Annotated in this window: 19 protein-coding genes; 10 read left to right on the top strand and 9 right to left on the bottom strand. The window is 54.0% G+C overall.

Annotated features, from left to right (window positions below):
- Window positions 1-29: 29 nt before the first annotated feature.
- The 9 genes from rpoN to eno all read left to right on the top strand — a co-directional run bounded on the left by rpoN (window position 30) and on the right by eno (window position 10,284).
- The gene (gene rpoN, locus EDM57_RS15975; RefSeq protein WP_122905695.1) at window positions 30-1,403 is read left to right on the top strand and encodes an RNA polymerase factor sigma-54; all 1,374 of its coding nucleotides are present in this window, start codon (window positions 30-32) and stop codon (window positions 1,401-1,403) included.
- Window positions 1,404-1,408: 5 nt separating this feature from the next.
- The gene (locus EDM57_RS15970) at window positions 1,409-1,681 is read left to right on the top strand and encodes a glutaredoxin family protein (protein WP_122905694.1); all 273 of its coding nucleotides are present in this window, start codon (window positions 1,409-1,411) and stop codon (window positions 1,679-1,681) included.
- Between the two features lie 178 nt (window positions 1,682-1,859).
- Window positions 1,860-2,885: a sugar-binding transcriptional regulator gene (locus EDM57_RS15965; RefSeq protein ID WP_122905693.1), complete on the top strand. Its 1,026-nt coding sequence runs from the start codon at window positions 1,860-1,862 to the stop codon at window positions 2,883-2,885.
- Window positions 2,886-2,903: 18 nt separating this feature from the next.
- Window positions 2,904-4,268: a Na+/H+ antiporter NhaC family protein gene (locus tag EDM57_RS15960; protein WP_122905692.1), complete on the top strand. Its 1,365-nt coding sequence runs from the start codon at window positions 2,904-2,906 to the stop codon at window positions 4,266-4,268.
- 20 nt (window positions 4,269-4,288) lie between these two features.
- Window positions 4,289-5,293, top strand: coding sequence for a type I glyceraldehyde-3-phosphate dehydrogenase (gap, locus tag EDM57_RS15955; protein ID WP_122905691.1), 1,005 nt, complete (start codon window positions 4,289-4,291; stop codon window positions 5,291-5,293).
- Between the two features lie 96 nt (window positions 5,294-5,389).
- Window positions 5,390-6,574: a phosphoglycerate kinase gene (locus EDM57_RS15950; RefSeq protein ID WP_122905690.1), complete on the top strand. Its 1,185-nt coding sequence runs from the start codon at window positions 5,390-5,392 to the stop codon at window positions 6,572-6,574.
- Between the two features lie 21 nt (window positions 6,575-6,595).
- Window positions 6,596-7,354 carry a triose-phosphate isomerase gene (tpiA, locus tag EDM57_RS15945; RefSeq protein WP_122905689.1) on the top strand — a complete coding sequence of 253 codons (759 nt, stop codon included), beginning with the start codon at window positions 6,596-6,598 and terminating at the stop codon, window positions 7,352-7,354.
- 15 nt (window positions 7,355-7,369) lie between these two features.
- The gene (gene gpmI / locus EDM57_RS15940) at window positions 7,370-8,911 is read left to right on the top strand and encodes a 2,3-bisphosphoglycerate-independent phosphoglycerate mutase (protein WP_122905688.1); all 1,542 of its coding nucleotides are present in this window, start codon (window positions 7,370-7,372) and stop codon (window positions 8,909-8,911) included.
- A gap of 86 nt (window positions 8,912-8,997) precedes the next feature.
- Complete coding sequence (eno, locus tag EDM57_RS15935) at window positions 8,998-10,284, top strand: phosphopyruvate hydratase (RefSeq protein ID WP_122905687.1); 1,287 nt, start codon at window positions 8,998-9,000, stop codon at window positions 10,282-10,284.
- Window positions 10,285-10,483: 199 nt separating this feature from the next.
- On the opposite strand, the gene EDM57_RS15930 is transcribed toward eno, so the two are convergent.
- The 3 genes from EDM57_RS15930 to EDM57_RS15920 are packed head-to-tail and all read right to left on the bottom strand — an operon-like array spanning window position 10,484 to window position 13,379.
- On the bottom strand, window positions 10,484-11,317 hold the full coding sequence (locus EDM57_RS15930) for an ABC transporter ATP-binding protein (RefSeq protein ID WP_122905686.1): 834 nt from the start codon (window positions 11,315-11,317) through the stop codon (window positions 10,484-10,486).
- A gap of 20 nt (window positions 11,318-11,337) precedes the next feature.
- The gene (locus tag EDM57_RS15925; RefSeq protein ID WP_122905685.1) at window positions 11,338-12,372 is read right to left on the bottom strand and encodes a FecCD family ABC transporter permease; all 1,035 of its coding nucleotides are present in this window, start codon (window positions 12,370-12,372) and stop codon (window positions 11,338-11,340) included.
- Complete coding sequence (locus tag EDM57_RS15920; protein ID WP_122905684.1) at window positions 12,372-13,379, bottom strand: FecCD family ABC transporter permease; 1,008 nt, start codon at window positions 13,377-13,379, stop codon at window positions 12,372-12,374. Before EDM57_RS15920 ends, EDM57_RS15925 begins: the two co-directional genes overlap by 1 nt.
- 209 nt (window positions 13,380-13,588) lie before the next feature.
- Here EDM57_RS15920 and EDM57_RS15915 point away from each other — a divergent pair, with 209 nt between their 5' ends.
- Window positions 13,589-14,602 (top strand): ABC transporter substrate-binding protein, encoded by a 1,014-nt coding sequence (locus tag EDM57_RS15915; RefSeq protein WP_122905683.1) that lies wholly within the window; start codon window positions 13,589-13,591, stop codon window positions 14,600-14,602.
- 64 nt (window positions 14,603-14,666) lie between these two features.
- On the opposite strand, the gene EDM57_RS15910 is transcribed toward EDM57_RS15915, so the two are convergent.
- The 6 genes from EDM57_RS15910 to EDM57_RS23570 form a co-directional block, all read right to left on the bottom strand.
- Window positions 14,667-15,890 carry a YjgB family protein gene (locus EDM57_RS15910; protein ID WP_122905682.1) on the bottom strand — a complete coding sequence of 408 codons (1,224 nt, stop codon included), beginning with the start codon at window positions 15,888-15,890 and terminating at the stop codon, window positions 14,667-14,669.
- Window positions 15,880-16,404, bottom strand: a complete 525-nt coding sequence (locus tag EDM57_RS15905; RefSeq protein WP_122905681.1) for an RNA polymerase sigma factor — start codon at window positions 16,402-16,404, stop codon at window positions 15,880-15,882. The genes EDM57_RS15910 and EDM57_RS15905 overlap by 11 nt, the downstream gene beginning before the upstream one ends.
- Window positions 16,405-16,522: 118 nt before the next feature.
- Complete coding sequence (locus EDM57_RS15900; RefSeq protein ID WP_122905680.1) at window positions 16,523-17,269, bottom strand: ABC transporter permease; 747 nt, start codon at window positions 17,267-17,269, stop codon at window positions 16,523-16,525.
- Window positions 17,266-18,021: an ABC transporter ATP-binding protein gene (locus tag EDM57_RS15895; RefSeq protein WP_122905679.1), complete on the bottom strand. Its 756-nt coding sequence runs from the start codon at window positions 18,019-18,021 to the stop codon at window positions 17,266-17,268. Before EDM57_RS15895 ends, EDM57_RS15900 begins: the two co-directional genes overlap by 4 nt.
- Before the next feature lie 78 nt (window positions 18,022-18,099).
- Entirely contained in the window at window positions 18,100-18,495 is a 396-nt protein-coding gene (locus EDM57_RS15890; protein WP_122905678.1) for a c-type cytochrome, read from the bottom strand.
- Between the two features lie 192 nt (window positions 18,496-18,687).
- Window positions 18,688-18,890: hypothetical protein (locus EDM57_RS23570; protein ID WP_211338256.1), on the bottom strand; the 203-nt coding region annotated here is incomplete at its 5' end.

Here is an 18,890-nt window from a genome sequence, read left to right as displayed (position 1 = left end):
GAAGAAGCGTGGGAAGGGGGGCGAGCTTCATGAACATGGGATTGGGCTTATATCAAGAGCAGACGCTAAAGCTTGTGATGACACCCGAATTGCGTCAAGCCATTACGATATTGCAATACTCTGCCATTGATCTGATCTCCTTTTTGCAGGAGCAGGCTACCGAGAATCCTGTCTTTGATCTGGAAGTAGCAGGAGAGGTGGCTACGGCAAAAGCGGAAAAGCCGGCACCAGAAATCGATTGGAAAGAAATCGTCGGAAATCGCGCGACAGGGGATTATTCTCCGGCAAAAAATGAAAGCACTTACAATCCGCTGGATTTTGTGCAGCAAAGCAACGAAAATTTGTATGAGCATCTGGAGCGGCAGCTTGGCTATGTGAAAGGCTTCACGCCTTTGCAAAAGAAAATCGCCCTGTTTTTGATCGGAAATCTGGACGAAAAAGGCTATCTGGAGATCACGCTGGAGGAAGCGAGCGAACGTCTCGGGGTAGAGGTGCTGGAGATCGAGGACGTGCTGTCGGTGCTGCAACATTTTGATCCGGTAGGCGTGGCCGCCCGCAGCCTGGAGGAATGTTTGCTCTTGCAGTTGGAGCACCTGGCGCTTGATGATGAAAAGATCGTCATGGTCGTGCGCAATCACCTGCAAGACCTCGCAGACAACCGCTACCAGCGGATTGCCGACAAAGTGGGCTGTACGCCGCAGGAAGTGCAGACGATGGCGGATCTGGTCCGCACGCTGAATCCAAGGCCGGGCGCACAGTTTTCCCAGGCGGAGACGAGATACGTCATCCCGGACGTGACAGTGGAAAAGGTCGGCAGCGACTACGTTGTGCTCGTCAACGACGTGGCGGCACCGCGTTTGAAAATCAACAGCTTTTACGAGAAAATGCTTAGCCAGCAAAAAAGCCAGGACGAGGCCAAGCAATTTATCCACGACAAGCTCAACGCTGCGATGTGGCTGGCGAAAAGCCTGGAACAGCGCCGCCTGACTCTCATGCGCGTCACCCAGGCGATTGTGGACATGCAGCGCGACTTTTTCGACCGGGGCATCCACTACTTGAAGCCGATGACGCAAAAGGAAATCGCGGAACGGGTCGGCTTGCACGAATCTACGATCAGCCGTGCGACCAGCAACAAATACGTGCAGACGCCGCGGGGCATTTTTGAACTGAAATACTTCTTTACCTCCGCGCTGACCACTTCCAGCGGGTCTGCGACCTCCTCGGAGAGCGTCAAGCGCAGAATCAAGGCGTTGATTGAGCAGGAGGATCGCAAGTCGCCGCTGTCCGACCAGAAGCTGGCGGAAATGCTGCTTGCAGAAGGAATCGAAATCTCCCGCCGCACGGTCGCCAAGTACCGCGAAGAGATGCTGATTCCGTCCTCTGCGAAGCGAAAGAGGTTTTAACGACAATGAACAAGAAACAGCTTGAGGTTGTCCTGTACGGACGGCCAAAATGCCATTTGTGCGACGATGTGGAGCTGGCCATCCGCTGTTTGGCGGAGGAGTTTCCGTTGCAGTTGCACATTGTGGACATTGAGAGCGACGCACAGCTCCACGAAGAAATGATGCTGGTGATTCCGGTAGTCGCGATTGACGGAGAAGTGGTGTTTCGCTCGATCACCCATGTGGTAACGATGGAAGAGCTTCGGGAAGAGTTTCAGAAGCGCCAGTTGGGCGGATAAATGGAAGAAAGGCACCCCCTGCCAAGTTTGGGCCACGGGGGTGCTTGCATGTTTTTCGCCGATATGCTACATTCAAGGTGTAGCAAGTGATCTTTTTTTTTACACTAATCGGGACAAAAAATGTATACACAGGGACAAAAAATGTCCCGATCAATTTTACAGCCAAGGATGTAAGCACATGCGAAGATTACTGGAACTGCAGCAAAAGCTGGTGCCTGATCTGACTCAGGTCTTGCGCGAGAGGTACATGCTGCTCCGGTCGATCTACCACTTGCAGCCGATCGGGCGCAGAGGGCTTGCGCAAGCGATGAACACGACAGAGCGTATTTTGCGGGCCGAGGTCGAGCTGTTGAAGGAGACAGGGCTGTTGACAGTTACCGCTGCGGGGATGCACCTGAGCGGTGAAGGGCAGCAGGTGCTGGACGACATGGAGCCGCTCGTGGGCGAGCTGTTTGGCCTGACAGACTTGGCAGAAGGTCTGCAAAAAAAGCTCGGCATCCCGGAAGTAATCGTGGTGCAGGGCGACGCAGACCAGTCGCCGTGGGTCAAGGAAGAACTGGGCCGCGTGGGAGCGAGAGTGCTAAAGCAAGTCGTTCAGGAGGGAGATATTGTCGCCGTGACAGGCGGTACCTCCATCGCGAGCGTAGCCAAGCACCTGACCCCTTCCGCTTCGTTCAAAAATGTGCAGTTTGTGCCCGCACGCGGCGGCCTGGGCGAGAGAGTGGAGCTGCAAGCCAACTCGCTTGCCGCTGCCATGGCAGAAAAGACCGGAGCTACCTACCGGCTGCTTCACGTGCCGGATCGCTTGCATCCGGAAGCCTTGCAGACACTGCTCAAGGAGCCGCAGGTACAAGATGTGCTCTCGCTTTTGCGGGATACGCGTATCGTGCTGCACGGCATCGGCGACGCTCTTACGATGGCTCGCCGGCGCAATTATTCGGAGGAGGAGCTTGCTGAATTGGTAGAAGCAGGGGCTGTATCCGAGTCCTTCGGCTACTACTTTAATGAAGCGGGCGAAATCGTTCACCGGATGCCGACAATCGGGCTGCAGCTGGAGGAAGTGCACAAGGCTGAAACAGTGCTCTCCATAGCAGGGGGCGAAAGCAAGGCAAAAGCGATTCTTTCCTTTGCCAAACAATCGTGTCAGAATGTACTCATTACGGATGAAGGGGCCGCACGAGCCTTGTTGTCCACACGATTGTAACGGAAGGAAGCTGATCGTATGTCTATGGCGCAGGTCATGCCCATCCTGGCGATGATAGCAGGAATTGTGCTCAGTTTGTCACTTGGTTTTCCGATTGCGCTGGGGATTGTTTTTGCGATCCTGGTCACACTCTTTAGTGTGCGCAAACTGGGTTATTCCTGGAAGCAGCAGTCCGGATTTGGCTGGGAAGGCGTAAAGAAGACGAAGCCGGTTCTCATGATCCTCTTTTTGGTGGGCGTGCTGATTCCGCTTTTGATGATGGGGGGAACCATCCCCGCGATCATTTACTACGGGTTGTCCATCGTCAACGTCGACTATTTGTTTGTTCTCTCCTTTTTGCTGACAGGAGCGGTCAGCTATTTGCTCGGGACTTCTGTCGGCACGTTGAGTACCATCGGCCTATCGCTGATGGGGATTGCCCACGCGGCAGGCATTTCGCCAGCGATTGCGGGCGGAGCGCTGATCTCCGGGGCGATGGTGGGAGAACGATTTTCGCCGATTTCCAGCAGCAGGCTGCTCGTCCTCGCCAATGTCGGGATGACGGAAGCGCAGGACAGGCAAACAAGACGTCCTGCCCTGCTTGCGACAGCCATATGCGCCGCGCTTTTTCTCGGCATGGATCTGTTTCGCGTACAGACAGGTTCCAGCGAGATGATTGAGATGTATCAAGGGCTGTTAACCAGCCACTTTTCGATTAACTGGCTGCTCATGCTGCCGCTGATCGTCCTGATCGGAGCTTTTGCGCTCAGGGTAAAGGCAGTGACCGCGCTTTTGTACGGCATTGTGGTCAGTGCCGGGATGGTCGCTGTGCACGGGCAGCTTGATGCCAAAACGTTTTTTTCGGCCATGCTGTACGGATACGAGCTGCACTCGGGCACACCGCTGGATCAGCTTGTGCACGGCGGCGGGATGGTTGCCATTTTGAACGTTCTGCTGCTGATTGTCCTGGCAGGCTTTTTGAACGGCATTTTGAATCAGGCCAATATACTTACGCCGATTGTGGACAAATTGATGGGCCATACAAAGAATCCGGTTGTACTGGTAGCAAAAGCGGTAGCGTTGTCCCTTTTGGTCGTCATTATCAGCTGCAACCAGACCATTCCGATTCTGGTGCTGGGCTCGACGCTGCTTGAGCGGTTCTCGCAATGGAGCGGCGGACGCGAGCTTCTGGGCAAAACGATGCTGGACTCCACCGTCGTCATGCCTGTGCTGATCCCGTGGAACGGCTTGGCGATGATGATGGCCTTGACGCTGGGCGTTTCTACGGTACAGACGTTGCCCTTTGTATTTTTCAGCCTGTTATTGCCGATTGTCACGATTTTCTCCACCCATGGCTTTTCGCCGGAAGGTGGGTTTATAGCCACAAAGAATAAAGCTAGCTAACGAGCAGGAGGTTATTTCTTATGGTAAAAGTAGGGATTAACGGTTTTGGACGAATTGGTCGCAACGTATTCCGCGCAGCACTCAACAACCCGAATGTGGAAATCGTAGCCGTAAACGACTTGACTGATGCGCAAACGCTCGCTCATCTGCTCAAGTACGACTCCGTACACGGTGTGCTGGACCTGCCTGTAGAAGCGGGCGAAAACACGCTGATCGTGGGCGGAAAAGAAATCAAGGTTCTCGCTGAGCGCGATCCTGCGCAACTGAAATGGGCCGATTACGGCGTAGAGATCGTCGTTGAGTCTACAGGCCGATTCACCAAGCGCGAAGATGCAGCGAAGCACCTGGAGGGCGGCGCGAAAAAAGTCATCATTTCCGCTCCGGCTACCAATGAAGACATTACCATCGTCATGGGCGTAAACGAGGATAAATACGATCCGGCGAAGCACACCGTCATCTCCAACGCGTCCTGCACAACCAACTGCCTGGCGCCGTTTGCCAAAGTGCTGAACGACAAGTTCGGAATTGTACGCGGTTTGATGACCACCGTGCATTCCTACACCAACGACCAGCAAATTCTCGACCTGCCGCACAAAGACCTGCGCCGTGCCCGCGCTGCTGCGGAAAACATTATTCCTACTTCCACAGGTGCAGCAAAAGCGGTAGCACTCGTACTGCCTGAGCTGAAAGGCAAGCTGAACGGCTTCGCCATGCGCGTACCAACTCCAAACGTGTCCGTTGTCGACCTGGTAGCGGAACTGAAAACCGATGTTACGGTAGAAGAAATCAACAACGCGCTGAAGGAAGCGGCCGAGGGTCCAATGAAAAACATCCTGGGCTACTCCGAAGCTCCGCTCGTATCCTCCGACTACAACGGCAACCCTGCATCCTCCACAATCGATGCGCTGTCTACAATGGTACTGGAAGGAAACATGGTGAAAGTCGTTTCCTGGTACGATAACGAGTGGGGTTACTCCAATCGTGTCGTAGACTTGTGTCATTATGTTGCACAGCGCGGCTTGTAACACGTAAAATAGAACTGTTGTGAAAAAGGGAGAGCAATCTCCCTTTTCCCATATGTTTTTTCCGAATAAAAAGCCAATGATTTGGGAGGATCGTTCATGAACAAGAAATCTATCCGCGATGTTGAGCTGGCAGGCAAGCGCGTATTTTGCCGTGTCGATTTTAACGTGCCGATGCAGGACGGGACAATCACCGATGATACTCGCATTCGCGCTGCTGTGCCAACTATCCGTTTCCTGATGGAAAAAGGGGCCAAAGTAATTCTGGCAAGCCATTTTGGCCGTCCGAAGGGGCAAGTAGTGGAAGAGATGCGTCTTACTCCTGTCGCTTCCCACCTGTCTGCGCTTTTGGACAAGGAAGTGCGCAAGCTGGATGATTCCATAGGGGCAGAGGTAGAAGCAGCAGTCGAGAGCATGGAAAACGGAGACGTAATCCTGCTCGAAAACGTGCGCTTCCATGCGGGAGAAGAAAAGAACGATCCGGAACTGGCAAAAAGCTTTGCGGCGCTGGCCGATCTGTTTGTCAATGACGCTTTTGGAGCAGCACACCGGGCACACGCTTCCACAGCGGGAATCGCCCAATACATACCGGCTGTAGCGGGGCTGTTGATGGAAAAGGAAATTCGCTTCCTGGGCGGAGCCTTGTCCAGGCCAGAGCGTCCATTTACAGCAATCGTCGGTGGCGCGAAGGTAAAAGATAAAATTGCGGTAATTGAAAACTTGTTGACCAAGGTTGACCACTTGATTATCGGCGGCGGGATGGCCAATACATTCCTCAAGGCACAAGGCTACGGCATTGGCGCATCGCTGTGCGAGGATGACAAGCTCGATCTGGCCCGCACCTTGATGGAGCAGGCAAAAGAGCGCGGCGTCGAGCTGTTGATGCCAGTTGACGTCGTCGTGGCAGACCGTTTTGCGGCTGACGCAGAGAAAAAAGTCGTTTCCATTGATGCGATTCCGGAAGGCTGGATGGCGCTCGATATTGGGCCAAAAACAGTGGAGCAATACCGTAGCGTGATTGTCGATTCCAAAACAGTCGTCTGGAACGGACCGATGGGCGTGTTTGAAATGGACGCTTTTGCAGAAGGCACAATCGGCGTTGCCAAAGCGATGGCAGCGTGCGCGGGTACGACCATCATCGGTGGCGGAGACTCCGTGGCGGCTGTGGAAAAAGCGGGCGTAGCCGAGCAGATGACCCACATTTCTACAGGCGGCGGGGCGTCCCTGGAATTTATGGAAGGCAAGGAGCTGCCGGGCGTAGCCGTGCTGGCAGATCACGAATAAGAGCAAAGCGGGGGAGTTTGCATGCGGACACCAATTATCGCGGGGAACTGGAAGATGTTCAAGACGATTGCCGAGGCGAAGGCGTTTGCGGAAGAAGCCAAGGCAGGCAACAGCACTTCCGGGGTACAAAAAGTCATTTGCGCACCATTTACAGCGCTGGCTGCCTTGAAAGAGGCGTTTTCCGGCACAGATATTGCCGTTGGCGCGCAAAACATGCATTTTGCCGAGCAGGGGGCATACACCGGGGAAATCAGCGCGGCGATGCTGAAAGAAATCGGCGTGGAGTACGTGATTCTCGGCCATTCCGAGCGTCGCCAATACTTCAATGAAACAGATGAGACTGTGAATCAAAAAGTCGTCGCTGCGCTTGCAGCAGGTCTGGTGCCGATCGTGTGTGTCGGCGAAAGCCTGGAGCAGCGGGAAGCGGGCGAAACCGCTCAGGTTGTGCGCACGCAGACAGAAGGAGCCTTTGCCGGCCTGACAGCCGAGCAGGTGGCGAACTGCATCATCGCCTATGAACCGATTTGGGCGATTGGCACAGGCAAGTCCTCGACTGCCGAAGATGCCAACGAGACGATTGCCGTGATCCGCAGCGTCGTAGCAGAGCGCTTCGGCCAGGCGACGGCAGAAGCCGTGCGCATTCAGTACGGCGGCAGCGTCAAGCCGGAAAACATCGCCAGCTACATGGCGCAGCCGGACATCGACGGTGCGCTGGTCGGCGGAGCGAGCCTGGCAGCAGACAGCTACTTGCAGCTCGTGGCAGGTGCGGTGCAGCGATAGGAGGAGGAAAAACAGATGGCACAAAGACCAAAGCCGGTAGCGCTGCTGATTCTGGATGGCTTTGCCCTGCGCAGCGAAACGTACGGCAACGCGGTAGCACAAGCGAACAAACCGAACTTTGACCGTTTCTGGAACGAATACCCCCATGCGACGCTGGAAGCGAGCGGACTGGCTGTCGGATTGCCGGAAGGGCAAATGGGGAACTCCGAGGTAGGACATCTGAACATCGGGGCTGGCCGTGTCGTTTATCAAGATTTGACACGCATCACCAAGTCGATTCGCGAAGGCGAATTTTTTGAAAACGAAACATTGGTAGCGGCCTTCGAGCATGCGAAGCAAAACGGCAAGCAGCTCCACCTGTTCGGGCTGTTGTCCGACGGCGGCGTGCACAGCCATATCGAGCATTTGTACGCGCTTTTGGAGCTGGCCAAACGCCAAAGCTTTGACCGCGTCTACATTCACGGCTTCCTCGACGGCCGCGACGTATCGCCGGACAGCGCCGTTGGCTACATTGAGCAGCTGCAAGCAAAGATTGCCGAAATCGGCGTAGGGAAAATCGCAACCGTGCAGGGGCGCTACTACGCGATGGACCGGGACAAACGCTGGGAGCGCATCGAAAAAGCGTACCGCGCCATGGTGTACGCGGATGCTCCTGCTTACCGCGATCCGGTCCAGGCAGTCAAAGAGTCCTACGAAAAGTCGATCATGGACGAGTTCGTCATGCCGACCGTGATCGTCGGCGAGGACGACAAGCCAGTGGCGAAGATCGAAAGCGGCGACGCGATCATTTTCTACAACTTCCGTCCTGACCGGGCGATCCAGATTTCGCAAGCCTTTACGAATGAGGACTTCCGCGGCTTTGACCGCGGCGAGGGACGTCCGCGCGATCTGCACTTCGTCTGCCTGACCCATTTTTCCGAGACGGTGAACGGGTACGTGGCCTACAAGCCGTCCAACCTGGACAACACGTTGGGAGAAGTGCTTTCGCAGCAAGGTTTGAAGCAGCTGCGCATCGCCGAGACGGAGAAATACCCACACGTGACCTTCTTCTTTAGCGGCGGGCGCGAGCAGGAGTTCCCAGGCGAGAAGCGCATCCTGATTCCTTCGCCAAAAGTGGCCACCTACGACCTGCAGCCGGAGATGAGTGCTCCCGAGGTGACAGATGCGGTTGTTGCAGAGATTGAAGCGGAAAACTTCGACGCGATCATTCTCAACTTTGCCAACTGCGACATGGTCGGTCACTCCGGGAAAATGGAGCCGACGATCAAGGCTGTCGAAACCGTTGACGCTTGCCTGGGCCGCGTGGTGGACGCGATTCTCGCCAAAGGCGGCGTGGCTGTCATCACAGCAGACCACGGCAATGCCGATCTGATGCTGGATGAGGAAGGACGTCCGATCACTTCGCACAGCACGTATCCCGTTCCTGTGATTGTGACCAAAGCAGGAGTAAAGCTGCGGGAAGACGGTATTTTGGCCGATCTGGCTCCGACGATGCTCGACCTTTTGGGAGCCGAGCAGCCAGCGGAAATGACAGGCAAATCGTTACTTGCAAAATAGCCCACTCTGGGACACACTGATAGATGACCAGATGCTATCAAATACTTGCGGGGCACCTCGCATACCAAAAGGAGATGGATCGAGAAATGGCAATCATTACTGACGTTTATGCACGCGAAATTATGGATTCCCGCGGCAATCCGACCGTGGAAGTGGAAGTATATCTCGAAGACGGTTCGATGGGCCGCGCAGCCGTTCCATCCGGGGCGTCTACAGGTGCTTATGAGGCAGTAGAGCTTCGCGACGGCGACAAATCCCGTTACCTGGGCAAAGGCGTTCTGAAAGCCGTAGAAAACGTCAATGAAATCATCGCGCCTGAGCTGATCGGCATGGATGCTCTGGATCAGGTAGGCATCGACATGGCGATGATCCAGCTCGACGGCACGCCTAACAAAGGCAAGCTGGGCGCAAACGCGATCCTTGGCGTCTCCATGGCAGTAGCACGTGCGGCTGCCGACTCTCTCGGAGTGCCTCTCTACAACTACCTGGGCGGTTTCAACGCAAGAACGCTGCCAGTACCGATGATGAACATCCTCAACGGCGGAAAGCACGCAGACAACACCGTAGACATCCAGGAATTCATGGTAATGCCAGTCGGCGCAGAGTCCTTCAAGGAAGCGCTGCGCATGGGTGCGGAAATTTTCCACTCCCTGAAAAAAGTGCTGCATGACAAAGGCCTGAGCACAGCAGTAGGTGACGAGGGCGGCTTTGCGCCAAACCTGAAGTCCAACGAAGAAGCAATTACAACGATTCTGGATGCGATCAAGGCTGCTGGCTATGAGCCAGGCAAAGATGTGTTCCTCGCGCTGGACGTTGCCGCAACCGAAATGTTCAAAGACGGCAAATACCACTTCGAAGGCGAAGGTGTTGTGAAAACAACGGAAGAAATGATCGCCTTCTACGAAGACCTGGTAAGCAAATACCCAATCATCTCCATCGAAGACGGCTTGTCCGAAGACGACTGGGATGGCTGGAAAGCGCTGACTGAAAAGCTGGGCAGCAAAGTACAGCTCGTGGGCGACGACCTGTTCGTGACCAACACCGAGCGTCTGGCGCGCGGTATCGAGTCTTCCACAGGTAACTCCATCCTGGTGAAAGTAAACCAGATCGGTACCCTGACAGAGACTTTTGAAGCGATTGAAATGGCGAAGCGTGCAGGCTACACAGCCGTTATTTCCCACCGCTCCGGCGAAACCGAAGACTCCACCATCTCCGATATTGCTGTAGCGACCAACGCGGGACAAATCAAGACAGGTGCGCCTTCCCGTACCGACCGCGTAGCGAAGTACAACCAATTGCTGCGCATCGAGGACGAACTGGCTGACACTTCCCGTTTTGGCGGACGCGCTGCATTCTACAACCTGAAAAAATAAGGCCACAGGCCAGCCAAAAGAAGCGGTACCTGCGCAGGTGATGCGTAGGGCCGCTTTTTTCATGTGCAGAAAGATCCTATGCTGGCTTCCTTATGCAAGGTGATGCGGGCAACAGGCATTTGTGGCTCTGTTTTGCTTTTGGCATAAAAAAGGACGGAACCTGTGCGAGAGGTTCCGTCCTTGTGGAGCGGCTGTCGGTTTACGACATCGCGACTACTTTTTCTTTTGTCTTCACACTGCGCGTACCAATCTGGCACTTGCTGTACGGAATGCACATCGGTGTCCCGTACAGCGGGTCCAGTGTGATCTGGCAATCCATATCAAACACGGTGCGCACGAGGTCGGTAGTCAGGACTTCTTCCGGTGCGCCCTCCGCCACGACGGTCTGGTTGTGCACGGCAACGATATGGTGCGCGTAGCGGCATGCCAGATTCAGGTCGTGGAGGACCATGATGATCGTGCGTTGTTCCGTTTGATTCAGCTCATACAACAGGTCCAAGATTTCAATCTGGTGTGACATGTCCAGATACGTAGTCGGTTCATCGAGCAGAATCGTTTCGGTCCCCTGGGCCAGTGTCATGGCGATCCAGGCCCGCTGGCGCTGCCCGCCGGAGAGGCTGTCGACAGTGCGGTTAGCCAGCTCGGTAAGCTGGGTGGCGGCCAGTGCTTTTGCGACCATTTGCTCGTCTTCCTCAGACCATTGCTGCAGCCAGTTTTGATAAGGGTAGCGTCCTTGCTTGACCAGTTGTTGAATCGTCAAGCCTTCCGGGGCCGCCGGACCTTGCGGAAGGATGGCCAGACGCTTTGCGACTTCCTTCGTAGACCGCTTGGCGATTGGTTCGCCCTCCAGCAAAATGGCTCCTTCCTTTGGCTTCAGCAGGCGAGCCAGCGAACGCAGCAGTGTCGACTTGCCGCTGCCGTTGCTGCCGATGAAAACCGTGATTTTTCCACGCGGGATATTCAGGTTGAGTGCTTCGATGATGTTGCGTTCCCCGTAGGACAAGGTGAGGTTGCGGGTTTCCAAAGCTTGCATGAGGGCAGAAACTCCTTTCGCTAGCGATTTCGGTTTTTGTACAGCAAATAGATGAAAAACGGAGCGCCAATCGCAGAGGTGAACACTCCGACGGGCACTTCGATTGGAGAAAAGGCCGTTCGCGCGATCAAGTCGGCAGCAAGCACGATGATGGCGCCGAGAAACGCCGACAGCGGGAGCGTACCGCCAAAGGACGGGCCGATTAGCTGTTTGGCGATATGCGGGGCGAGCAAGGCGACGAAGCTGATGTCTCCCCCGACGGACACGGCTGTTCCGGTCAAAGCGGCGCAGATCATGAGCAGCAGGAAACGATCCCATTGCAGCGCGCTTCCCAGGCTCGTCGCCACGTCGTCACCGAGCTGCTGGATGTTGACTCTGCGGGCGAGTACGGCAGCGACTGCGATCAGGATGACAACCCACGGCAAAATCATGAACACATCGTTCCAGTCGACGCCGTAAATGCTGCCCGTCAGCCAGAGCAGAGCTTTGTTTTGCAGCAAAAACGGGCTGAACATAATCAGAATGGTGACGAGCGCACCCGCCGCGATCTTGATTCCGACACCGATCATGACGAGCCGCAGCGGCGTGACGCCTTTTTTCCACGACAGGGCATAAAGCAGAAACGTCGTCAGCATCGCTCCCAAAAAAGCAGTAGGAGGCAGCCATTTGATGCTCGCTGTTTCAAAGATGAGCAAAAAGCCAACAGCGGCAACCGAAGCGCCTCCGGCTACGCCAAGCACGTCAGGCGAAGCGAGCGGGTTGCGAATAATCCCTTGCATGATCGCGCCCGCCGCTGCCAAAGCTGCTCCCACAAGGACGGCAATCAGAATGCGCGGAAGCCGGAATTGCTGGACAACCAGCGCATTTTCTTCCGAACCGATGCCGAGCAGGACTTTGACGACATCCAGCGGCGCAATTTTCATCTCGCCCATCCCGAGACTGACGACTGCCACAGCCAGGGCAAGCAGCAGCGCGATGGTTGTATACAGCAGCGTCTTTTTATGTAGCTGAAAAGAAAACCGTTTGCCAAAGCGCAGAGGCAGGTATGGCTTCATTATTTATCCAGCCCCTTTCGTGCGACATAGATGAAGAACGGAACACCGATCAGGGCAGTCATGACGCCAATCGGAACCTCGGCAGGCATGGCGATGAAGCGTGCGCCGATATCGGCCAAAAGCAAAAGGATCGAACCGAGCAGTCCGCTGTACAAAAGCACCCAATGCGTTTCGATTCCGACAAGATAGCGGGCCAGATGCGGCGTGACCAGCCCGACGAAGCCGATCGGGCCAGCGACAGCTACGGCGCAGCCGGAGAGCAGGACGATCACGACACCGATTGAGAGCTTGACAAGCAAAGTGCGCTGGCCGAGACCTTTTGCCACATCGTCGCCCATGAGCAGCGTCTGAATGGGGCGGGCCAGCAGGAAAGCGGCGATCCAGGCGAAGATCATATATGGAAAGACTGTAGCCAAATACTCCAGCTTTCTTCCGCCGACAGAGCCAGCAAGCCAGAAAAGCACCTCGTCGGCAGCTTTTTCGTTAAGTACCATCATCGCGTGGCGGATGGAAGCAGCCAAGGCAGTAATCGCTGCCCCTGCAAGCACCAGCTTGACGGGAGTAAGGCCATCCCTGCCGAATGAGCCGAGCAGGTAAACGATGAACCCGGCAACGGCAGCTCCGGAAAAGGAGATCCACGTAAACTCCGTAAGCGAGCTGATACCGACAAACGTAACCGCAAACACGACAAAGAGAGAAGCGCCTGCGTTCAGTCCAAACAGCTCAACATCTGCCACAGGGTTTCTCGTCAGCGATTGCAGCAGGGTACCTGCGAGGCCGAGACAAAAGCCGACCGTCAGCGCATTGAGCACGCGCGGCACCCGAACTTCTTTAATGACAATATGTTCGTTTGTTCCGTTAAAATGGGTATAGGCGTCAATGGCTGTTTGCCAGCTCGTATCAATCACGCCAAACACAAGACTGGCATAGCTGAGATAAACCAGCAGCAGAATGGCGATAGCCACTCCAAGAATTTTGCGAAAACGGCTTGCTAGTAGAGCATTCATGAGGGCTACATCCTTATCTATGCATGTTGTTCTGTAGGCATTTAGTACCCTGCCCTATAGTAAGTGTAGAGCCAGCCTGACTATGTGTCAATGATCTTGAGAGTCATTATCAATTTATGCTTGACGATCACCCTCGCATGAAGGTAGGATAGTCAGTGTTATTGATTTACATTCTCAATTAGCCGAATAGGTAAGGGGGTCCTTGCACCATGTTTTCTCGTACATACCGTACGGCAGGCGGTAAAGTGTTCTTCGCCGTGCTGATGGCGCTTTTGCTGATTGTCACTGGTTGCGGCAATCAACAGGCGACTGAGCAAAAACCTGCAGAACAACAACAACCTGCTGAACAAGCTACAGGCAATTCCGCAGGTTCCGAGCAATCTTATACAGTCAAACACGCGATGGGCGAAACCACCATTAAAGGTACGCCACAGCGCGTAGTCATGCTGACCAACCAAGGGACAGAAACCTTGATGGCGCTTGGCGTGAAGCCAGTAGGTGCTGTTGGTGCCGCGCATGATCCAAGTCAATTTTACGATTTCACCAAGTCCTTCCTGGAAGGCACCAAGCTGGTTGGGACAGAAGGCCAGCCAAACCTGGAAGCAATCGCTGCGCTCAAGCCAGACCTGATTCTCGGTATGAAATTCCGTCACGAAAAAATTTACCAACAACTGTCCGCAATCGCTCCAACCGTCTTTGTAGAAGAGCCGCGCGGCGACTGGAAAGCAAACTTCAGCCTGTATGCAGAAGCGGTAAACAAAAAGGCGGAAGGCGAAAAAATCATCGCTGACTGGGAAAAACGTGTAGCCGAGTTCAAGGAAAAAGCAGGCGACAAGCTGAAAACGCAAGTATCTGTCGTGCGTTTCATGCCTGGAAAAGTCCGTATCTACTATAAAGACACCTTCACTGGCGCGATCTTCAAAGACCTGGGCCTGGCTCGTCCAGCATCCCAGGACAAAGAAGAGTTCGCGGCAGAAGTAACCAAAGAACGCATTCCAGAAATGGACGGCGACATCATGTTCTACTTCACTTACGAGACGGGAAAAGGCGAAGCGTCCAAGATCGAACAAGAATGGACGAACGATCCGCTGTGGAAAAACCTGAACGTCGTAAAAGCAGGCAAAGCGTACAAAGTGGATGACACGATCTGGAACACGTCCGGCGGTGTCATCGCGGCAAACAAAGTGCTGGATGAGCTGGAAGGCTACATTATCGGCAAATAAGCAAGAAACAAAAAGGACAGGGGCGAGTCGCTCCTGTCTTTTTGCATGCCTTGCGGCTATGCGGTTATCCCGCCATGAAGTTGATGGTGCCGCGCGGATAGTAAATGTTTACGTGGTCGATGTAGAGGCTCTCCGGTTTGCCTGCTGTTCCTGAGAAGATGATTTTCAGCTCGTAATCCGGCGTAACTTTGTACGTGTAGATGGTTTGGCCGGATACGGCAGTGATGCTTGTCGGCTTGCCCAATGCCTGCAAAACCTCTTCTTGCGTGATCGCTTGCAGGCGAGGGTCGTAGGAACGAATATCGACGACCTGCATGCCTTTGTTAAAGGCGAAGACCAGTCCGCGATCCTGGTACGTATTGTACGTGATTCCGTTGATGAAGGAGACCGTATCAGGCTTGCCGATTTGTTTTTCGATGTCGTCAAAGACGTCTTTTTCGACCCGATACATACTGCCGAGCATTTGCCCGTTTTTGGCCAGCTCGCGAAGGGCTTGCAGCAATTCCATGTTGCTTCCGTACTGCATCAAGTTTTTGTTGCCTTGCGGGTAGTATACATTGTAGCGGACGAGAACGAGGTTCGTGTTGTCTGCGCGCTTCAATCCCTGGAAGATGAACTTGACCTGGTATTTGCTCGTCACATCGTAGGTGTAGATTGTCTGATTGCCGAATTCGCTCGTGCGGTTCGGTTTTCCCCACATCTTTTCCACCTCGGACAGGTGGATTTGGTGCAAGCGGGGATCATTTGTGCGGATGTCGGCAAGCTGCATGCCTTTGTTGTAGCCGAACACAATGCCGCGCTTGGCATAGGTGGAGTAGCTGAGTCCGTTCGCTTGATCGGTATAGTCAGGCTTGCCCCAGTCTTTTTCGACTTGATCGAAGACGGTGTGTTCCACGGTGTAAGGTGCGGTAAACACTTTTCCTTTTTCTGCTTCCGTGCGGATGAGCGACAGCAACTGCTCGGATTGTGGCGCGGCAGGTGCGTCGTTTACGGCATTTCCTTTGCCAGCCTCCGGCGCTGGAGAAGCAGTGGTGGAGCCAGGCGTTTGAGGGGCTGGCAGTGCGCTTTGCTGATTGTTGCTGATGAGTGTTGTCCCCATCCAGATGGTTGCCGCAAGTACGGTGCCAATCGCCAGTCCTTTTCCCAGCCCGGAAAAACGGCGGGGCGAAGAATGCACATTTGCAGAGCGGATTGTCGACAAAATCGCCTGTTTTTTTTCTTCGGCCATTTTCATCTCTGGCAGTCCTTTCATTTCATCTAAAAGCTGTTCCTCTGTTTTAAATCGCATCGCCTACCATCCCCTTTCTTTCCTGCATGAGCTGCTCTTTTACCGCCTTCATGGCCCGATGCAAGGTGACGTTGACCTTGCTTTCCGACCACTCCAAAATTTCCGCAGTCTCCCTGGAGGATAGGCCCTTGATTCCGCGAAGGATCAGCACCTCGCGATAGGCGGGCTTCATTTGCCGCAGCGCATGGTACAGCGCCTGTTGTTCGGCGTGCAAATGCAAAATCTCTTCCGGTGTCTTTTCTTCGGATTGGACCCCGGCGAGCCATTTGTCCGGCAGCCAGTTGCGAAAGCGTTGTTTTCTGGCGAAGTCGATTGCCGTATGTCTGGCAATGGTGAGCAGCCATGTTTTCGGTTGCGACCTGCTTTCGAACGTTTCCAGTGATCGCAGCGCCTTGAGGAAAACATCCTGGACGAGGTCTTCCACGTCTTTGTTTCCGGTATAGTAGACGAGAAATTTGTAGATGTCGTCGCTATAGCGCAGAAACCATTGCTCGATGATGCTGTTTTTGTCCATAGCTGAACCACCTTTTTGCTTTCTACGTGTAATTTGACGGCCAAGGTGCGCTTTCATTACAGGAAACGAAAAAAACTGCCGGAACGATCACCGACAGTTTCTGGAAGCAGTTATTTTGTCAGGGGTGGAGCATGGCATCGCGCGTAAACCAGAGCCGATAGCTCAGCGTGCTGATGAGGACAGCAGAGACAGCGGTAGCGGAACTGAAACTAAGCATGATGAGAATTTGATAGCGGACGGCTTCGATCGGGCTTGCGCCAGCGATAATCATCCCGGTCATCGTTCCGGGAAGCTGTACAAGCCCCATTGTTTTCATGGTGTCAAAGGTAGGAATCATGCTCGCTTTGACGGCGCGCTTCCGTACAGCTTGAACGGCCTGGCGGGTGGTTGCTCCCAGGCACAGCAGCGTCTCGATTTCGCCGCGGGAGGTTTCCACTTCGCGGTTCATATGGGAGAGAAACAGGCTGCAGACGATCATCGAGCTGCCGATAATCATCCCGCTCATCGGAATCAGGTATTGGGGCGTAGGCGAAACGAGCCCGAGTGCCACCAACAGTCCCATTGTGAGCAGTTCTGTCATCGCAAGCGAAAGCGCAATTCGCCAAAAAATGCCCCGCAGCTTTTTTCCTTTGCTGGCAGCGTTCCAGGAGGCGACCGCAATCATCATGGCGATCATCAGCAAAATAAACAGCAGACTGTCCGTGTGAAACACAAACTGCAGCACATAACCGATTGCCAAAAGCTGCAAGGTGCAGCGAACCGCGCCGATGGCGATTTCCTTTTCCAGCCCAATTCTTTGCCACAGGGAGAGCAGAAGGGCAATCAATACAAAGGCAAAAGCGATCCAGACGGATGTATACGTCATGAGTGCACCTCTCTCGCTGCATGCGCATGAGCGCTTTGCAAAAAGTCGCGGGCCTGGATGGTGGGCGGCGACTGGAAAAAGGAGTGGCTGGGCAAGTCAGCCTGAAGCTGGTGATCGGCCATGAACCAGATGCGCTGGCAGCTGCTTCGGGCTTCCTCCAGATCGTGCGTAACCCAGAGGATGGTCGTGCCTGTCCGGGTGTGCAAATCGACGAGCAACTGCTGTGCGGCCTGTTTGCTGGCCGTATCCAGCGAGGCGGTCACTTCGTCCAGCAACAGGACGTCCGGCTGCAGTAACAAGGTACGAATCAGGGCAAGCCGTTGCTTTTCGCCGCCGGAAAGCTGTTCGGCCGACTTGGACCAGTCGACCTGCTCCAAATGAAGCTGCTCGCACAGAGCGCGGGCGAGCTTTTGATCGAACGGCCGCTGATGCAAAACGCTTACGGTGCGCAAATTGTCTTCCACTGTGCCTGGCAGCATGATCGCCTGCTGGGCGACGTAGCTCACTTTCATTCGCCATGCGCAGCTATCCCACTGGGTCATTTCTTTTTTGTTCAGGCGGATCGTCCCGCTGTCTGGTGGCAAAAGCCGCCCGAGAATGCGCAGCAGCGTGCTTTTTCCCTGACCAGATTTTCCGAGTATTCCAATCATGGCCGGCTCCGATATGATCGCATTCAGGTCGTGGAACAGCCAGGTGCTTGCGGCAGAGAGGACTTTTTTGCCCAAAGATTCAATCTCCATGACGCTATGCATGCAAAAATCCTCCCATCAACGGGAAAACACCGAAGAGGACGAGTCTCCGGTGTTTCTCCATACAGGCTATCTATGTACTTATTTGTGCTCCGACAGCCATTGTGCAACCGCTTGAATTTCCGGTTGTTTTTTCAGCAGACCTGGAGGCATGCCGCCTTTACCTTCTTTGATAATTTTGGCGATGTCTTCAGCGCTGTAAGTTGCCCCGATTTTCGTCAGGTTAGGACCTGCAATCCCCTCCAGGTTTTGACCATGACAGGAAGCACAGTTTTGCTTGAAAACAGCTTCAGCATCGATGTTGGCAGTTGGTGCTCCGCCACCTTGTGCTTCTTCCCCATGTGTTGGCGGGAAAATAATCGATCCTACGAGTGCAAGGAGGAAAACTAGAAACAAGATACCAAACGAAGTGAAAAAGGCCTTCGCGGAATCAATTACGTCGTTTTGATTCATGTCTTTTTTGTTGGACCCAGCCATTGACAAAGACCTCCCGATGCAAATAATAAACGTTCACCTGCAATTTTACGGCAAAATCTTGACAGTTGCAAGGCGACGGTTAAACAGACAAAGAAAGTACACAATTTGCCAATATTGTGTAAACAATCTTTTCTAGTATGGTCGCCTATAGTGTGCCTATAACCTGCAAATATTATTTTGCGGGGATTCGGTTTATATATTATGGAAGGGAGTATGAGTAAAATGTTCGTGGGCAAACCGAAAAGAAATTTTTGAAGAAAAATCAGTTGGAGGGTATAGAAAAGGGCTTCTCTTCTTGGTAAAGTGTAAAGCGCCAAAACCAAACACACCAAGGAGGAGAAACCCTGTGAGCAAGTTTACCACGGAATTTCCCACAATGAAAGAGCTTGAAACGT

It is taken from the genome of Brevibacillus gelatini, from assembly GCF_003710935.1.
GTDB lineage: Bacteria > Bacillota > Bacilli > Brevibacillales > Brevibacillaceae > Brevibacillus > Brevibacillus gelatini.
The sequence above is the reverse complement of the archived record's forward strand: the minus strand, read 5'-3'. Positions and strand labels throughout refer to the sequence as shown.

Bases quoted from the DNA above. Each gene is read 5' to 3' on its own strand.
- gap (WP_122905691.1), top strand. From the start codon at position 4,289: ATGGTAAAAGTAGGGATTAACGGTTTTGGACGAATTGGTCGCAACGTA.
- EDM57_RS15960 (WP_122905692.1), top strand. From the start codon at position 2,904: ATGTCTATGGCGCAGGTCATGCCCATCCTGGCGATGATAGCAGGAATT.
- EDM57_RS15920 (WP_122905684.1), bottom strand. From the start codon at position 13,379: ATGAATGCTCTACTAGCAAGCCGTTTTCGCAAAATTCTTGGAGTGGCT.
- EDM57_RS15910 (WP_122905682.1), bottom strand. From the start codon at position 15,890: ATGCGATTTAAAACAGAGGAACAGCTTTTAGATGAAATGAAAGGACTG.
- EDM57_RS15900 (WP_122905680.1), bottom strand. From the start codon at position 17,269: ATGACGTATACATCCGTCTGGATCGCTTTTGCCTTTGTATTGATTGCC.
- EDM57_RS15915 (WP_122905683.1), top strand. From the start codon at position 13,589: ATGTTTTCTCGTACATACCGTACGGCAGGCGGTAAAGTGTTCTTCGCC.
- EDM57_RS15895 (WP_122905679.1), bottom strand. From the start codon at position 18,021: ATGCATAGCGTCATGGAGATTGAATCTTTGGGCAAAAAAGTCCTCTCT.
- EDM57_RS15925 (WP_122905685.1), bottom strand. From the start codon at position 12,372: ATGAAGCCATACCTGCCTCTGCGCTTTGGCAAACGGTTTTCTTTTCAG.
- EDM57_RS15905 (WP_122905681.1), bottom strand. From the start codon at position 16,404: ATGGACAAAAACAGCATCATCGAGCAATGGTTTCTGCGCTATAGCGAC.
- EDM57_RS15890 (WP_122905678.1), bottom strand. From the start codon at position 18,495: ATGGCTGGGTCCAACAAAAAAGACATGAATCAAAACGACGTAATTGAT.
- gpmI (WP_122905688.1), top strand. From the start codon at position 7,370: ATGGCACAAAGACCAAAGCCGGTAGCGCTGCTGATTCTGGATGGCTTT.
- eno (WP_122905687.1), top strand. From the start codon at position 8,998: ATGGCAATCATTACTGACGTTTATGCACGCGAAATTATGGATTCCCGC.
- EDM57_RS15930 (WP_122905686.1), bottom strand. From the start codon at position 11,317: ATGCAAGCTTTGGAAACCCGCAACCTCACCTTGTCCTACGGGGAACGC.
- EDM57_RS15970 (WP_122905694.1), top strand. From the start codon at position 1,409: ATGAACAAGAAACAGCTTGAGGTTGTCCTGTACGGACGGCCAAAATGC.
- rpoN (WP_122905695.1), top strand. From the start codon at position 30: ATGAACATGGGATTGGGCTTATATCAAGAGCAGACGCTAAAGCTTGTG.
- EDM57_RS15950 (WP_122905690.1), top strand. From the start codon at position 5,390: ATGAACAAGAAATCTATCCGCGATGTTGAGCTGGCAGGCAAGCGCGTA.
- tpiA (WP_122905689.1), top strand. From the start codon at position 6,596: ATGCGGACACCAATTATCGCGGGGAACTGGAAGATGTTCAAGACGATT.
- EDM57_RS15965 (WP_122905693.1), top strand. From the start codon at position 1,860: ATGCGAAGATTACTGGAACTGCAGCAAAAGCTGGTGCCTGATCTGACT.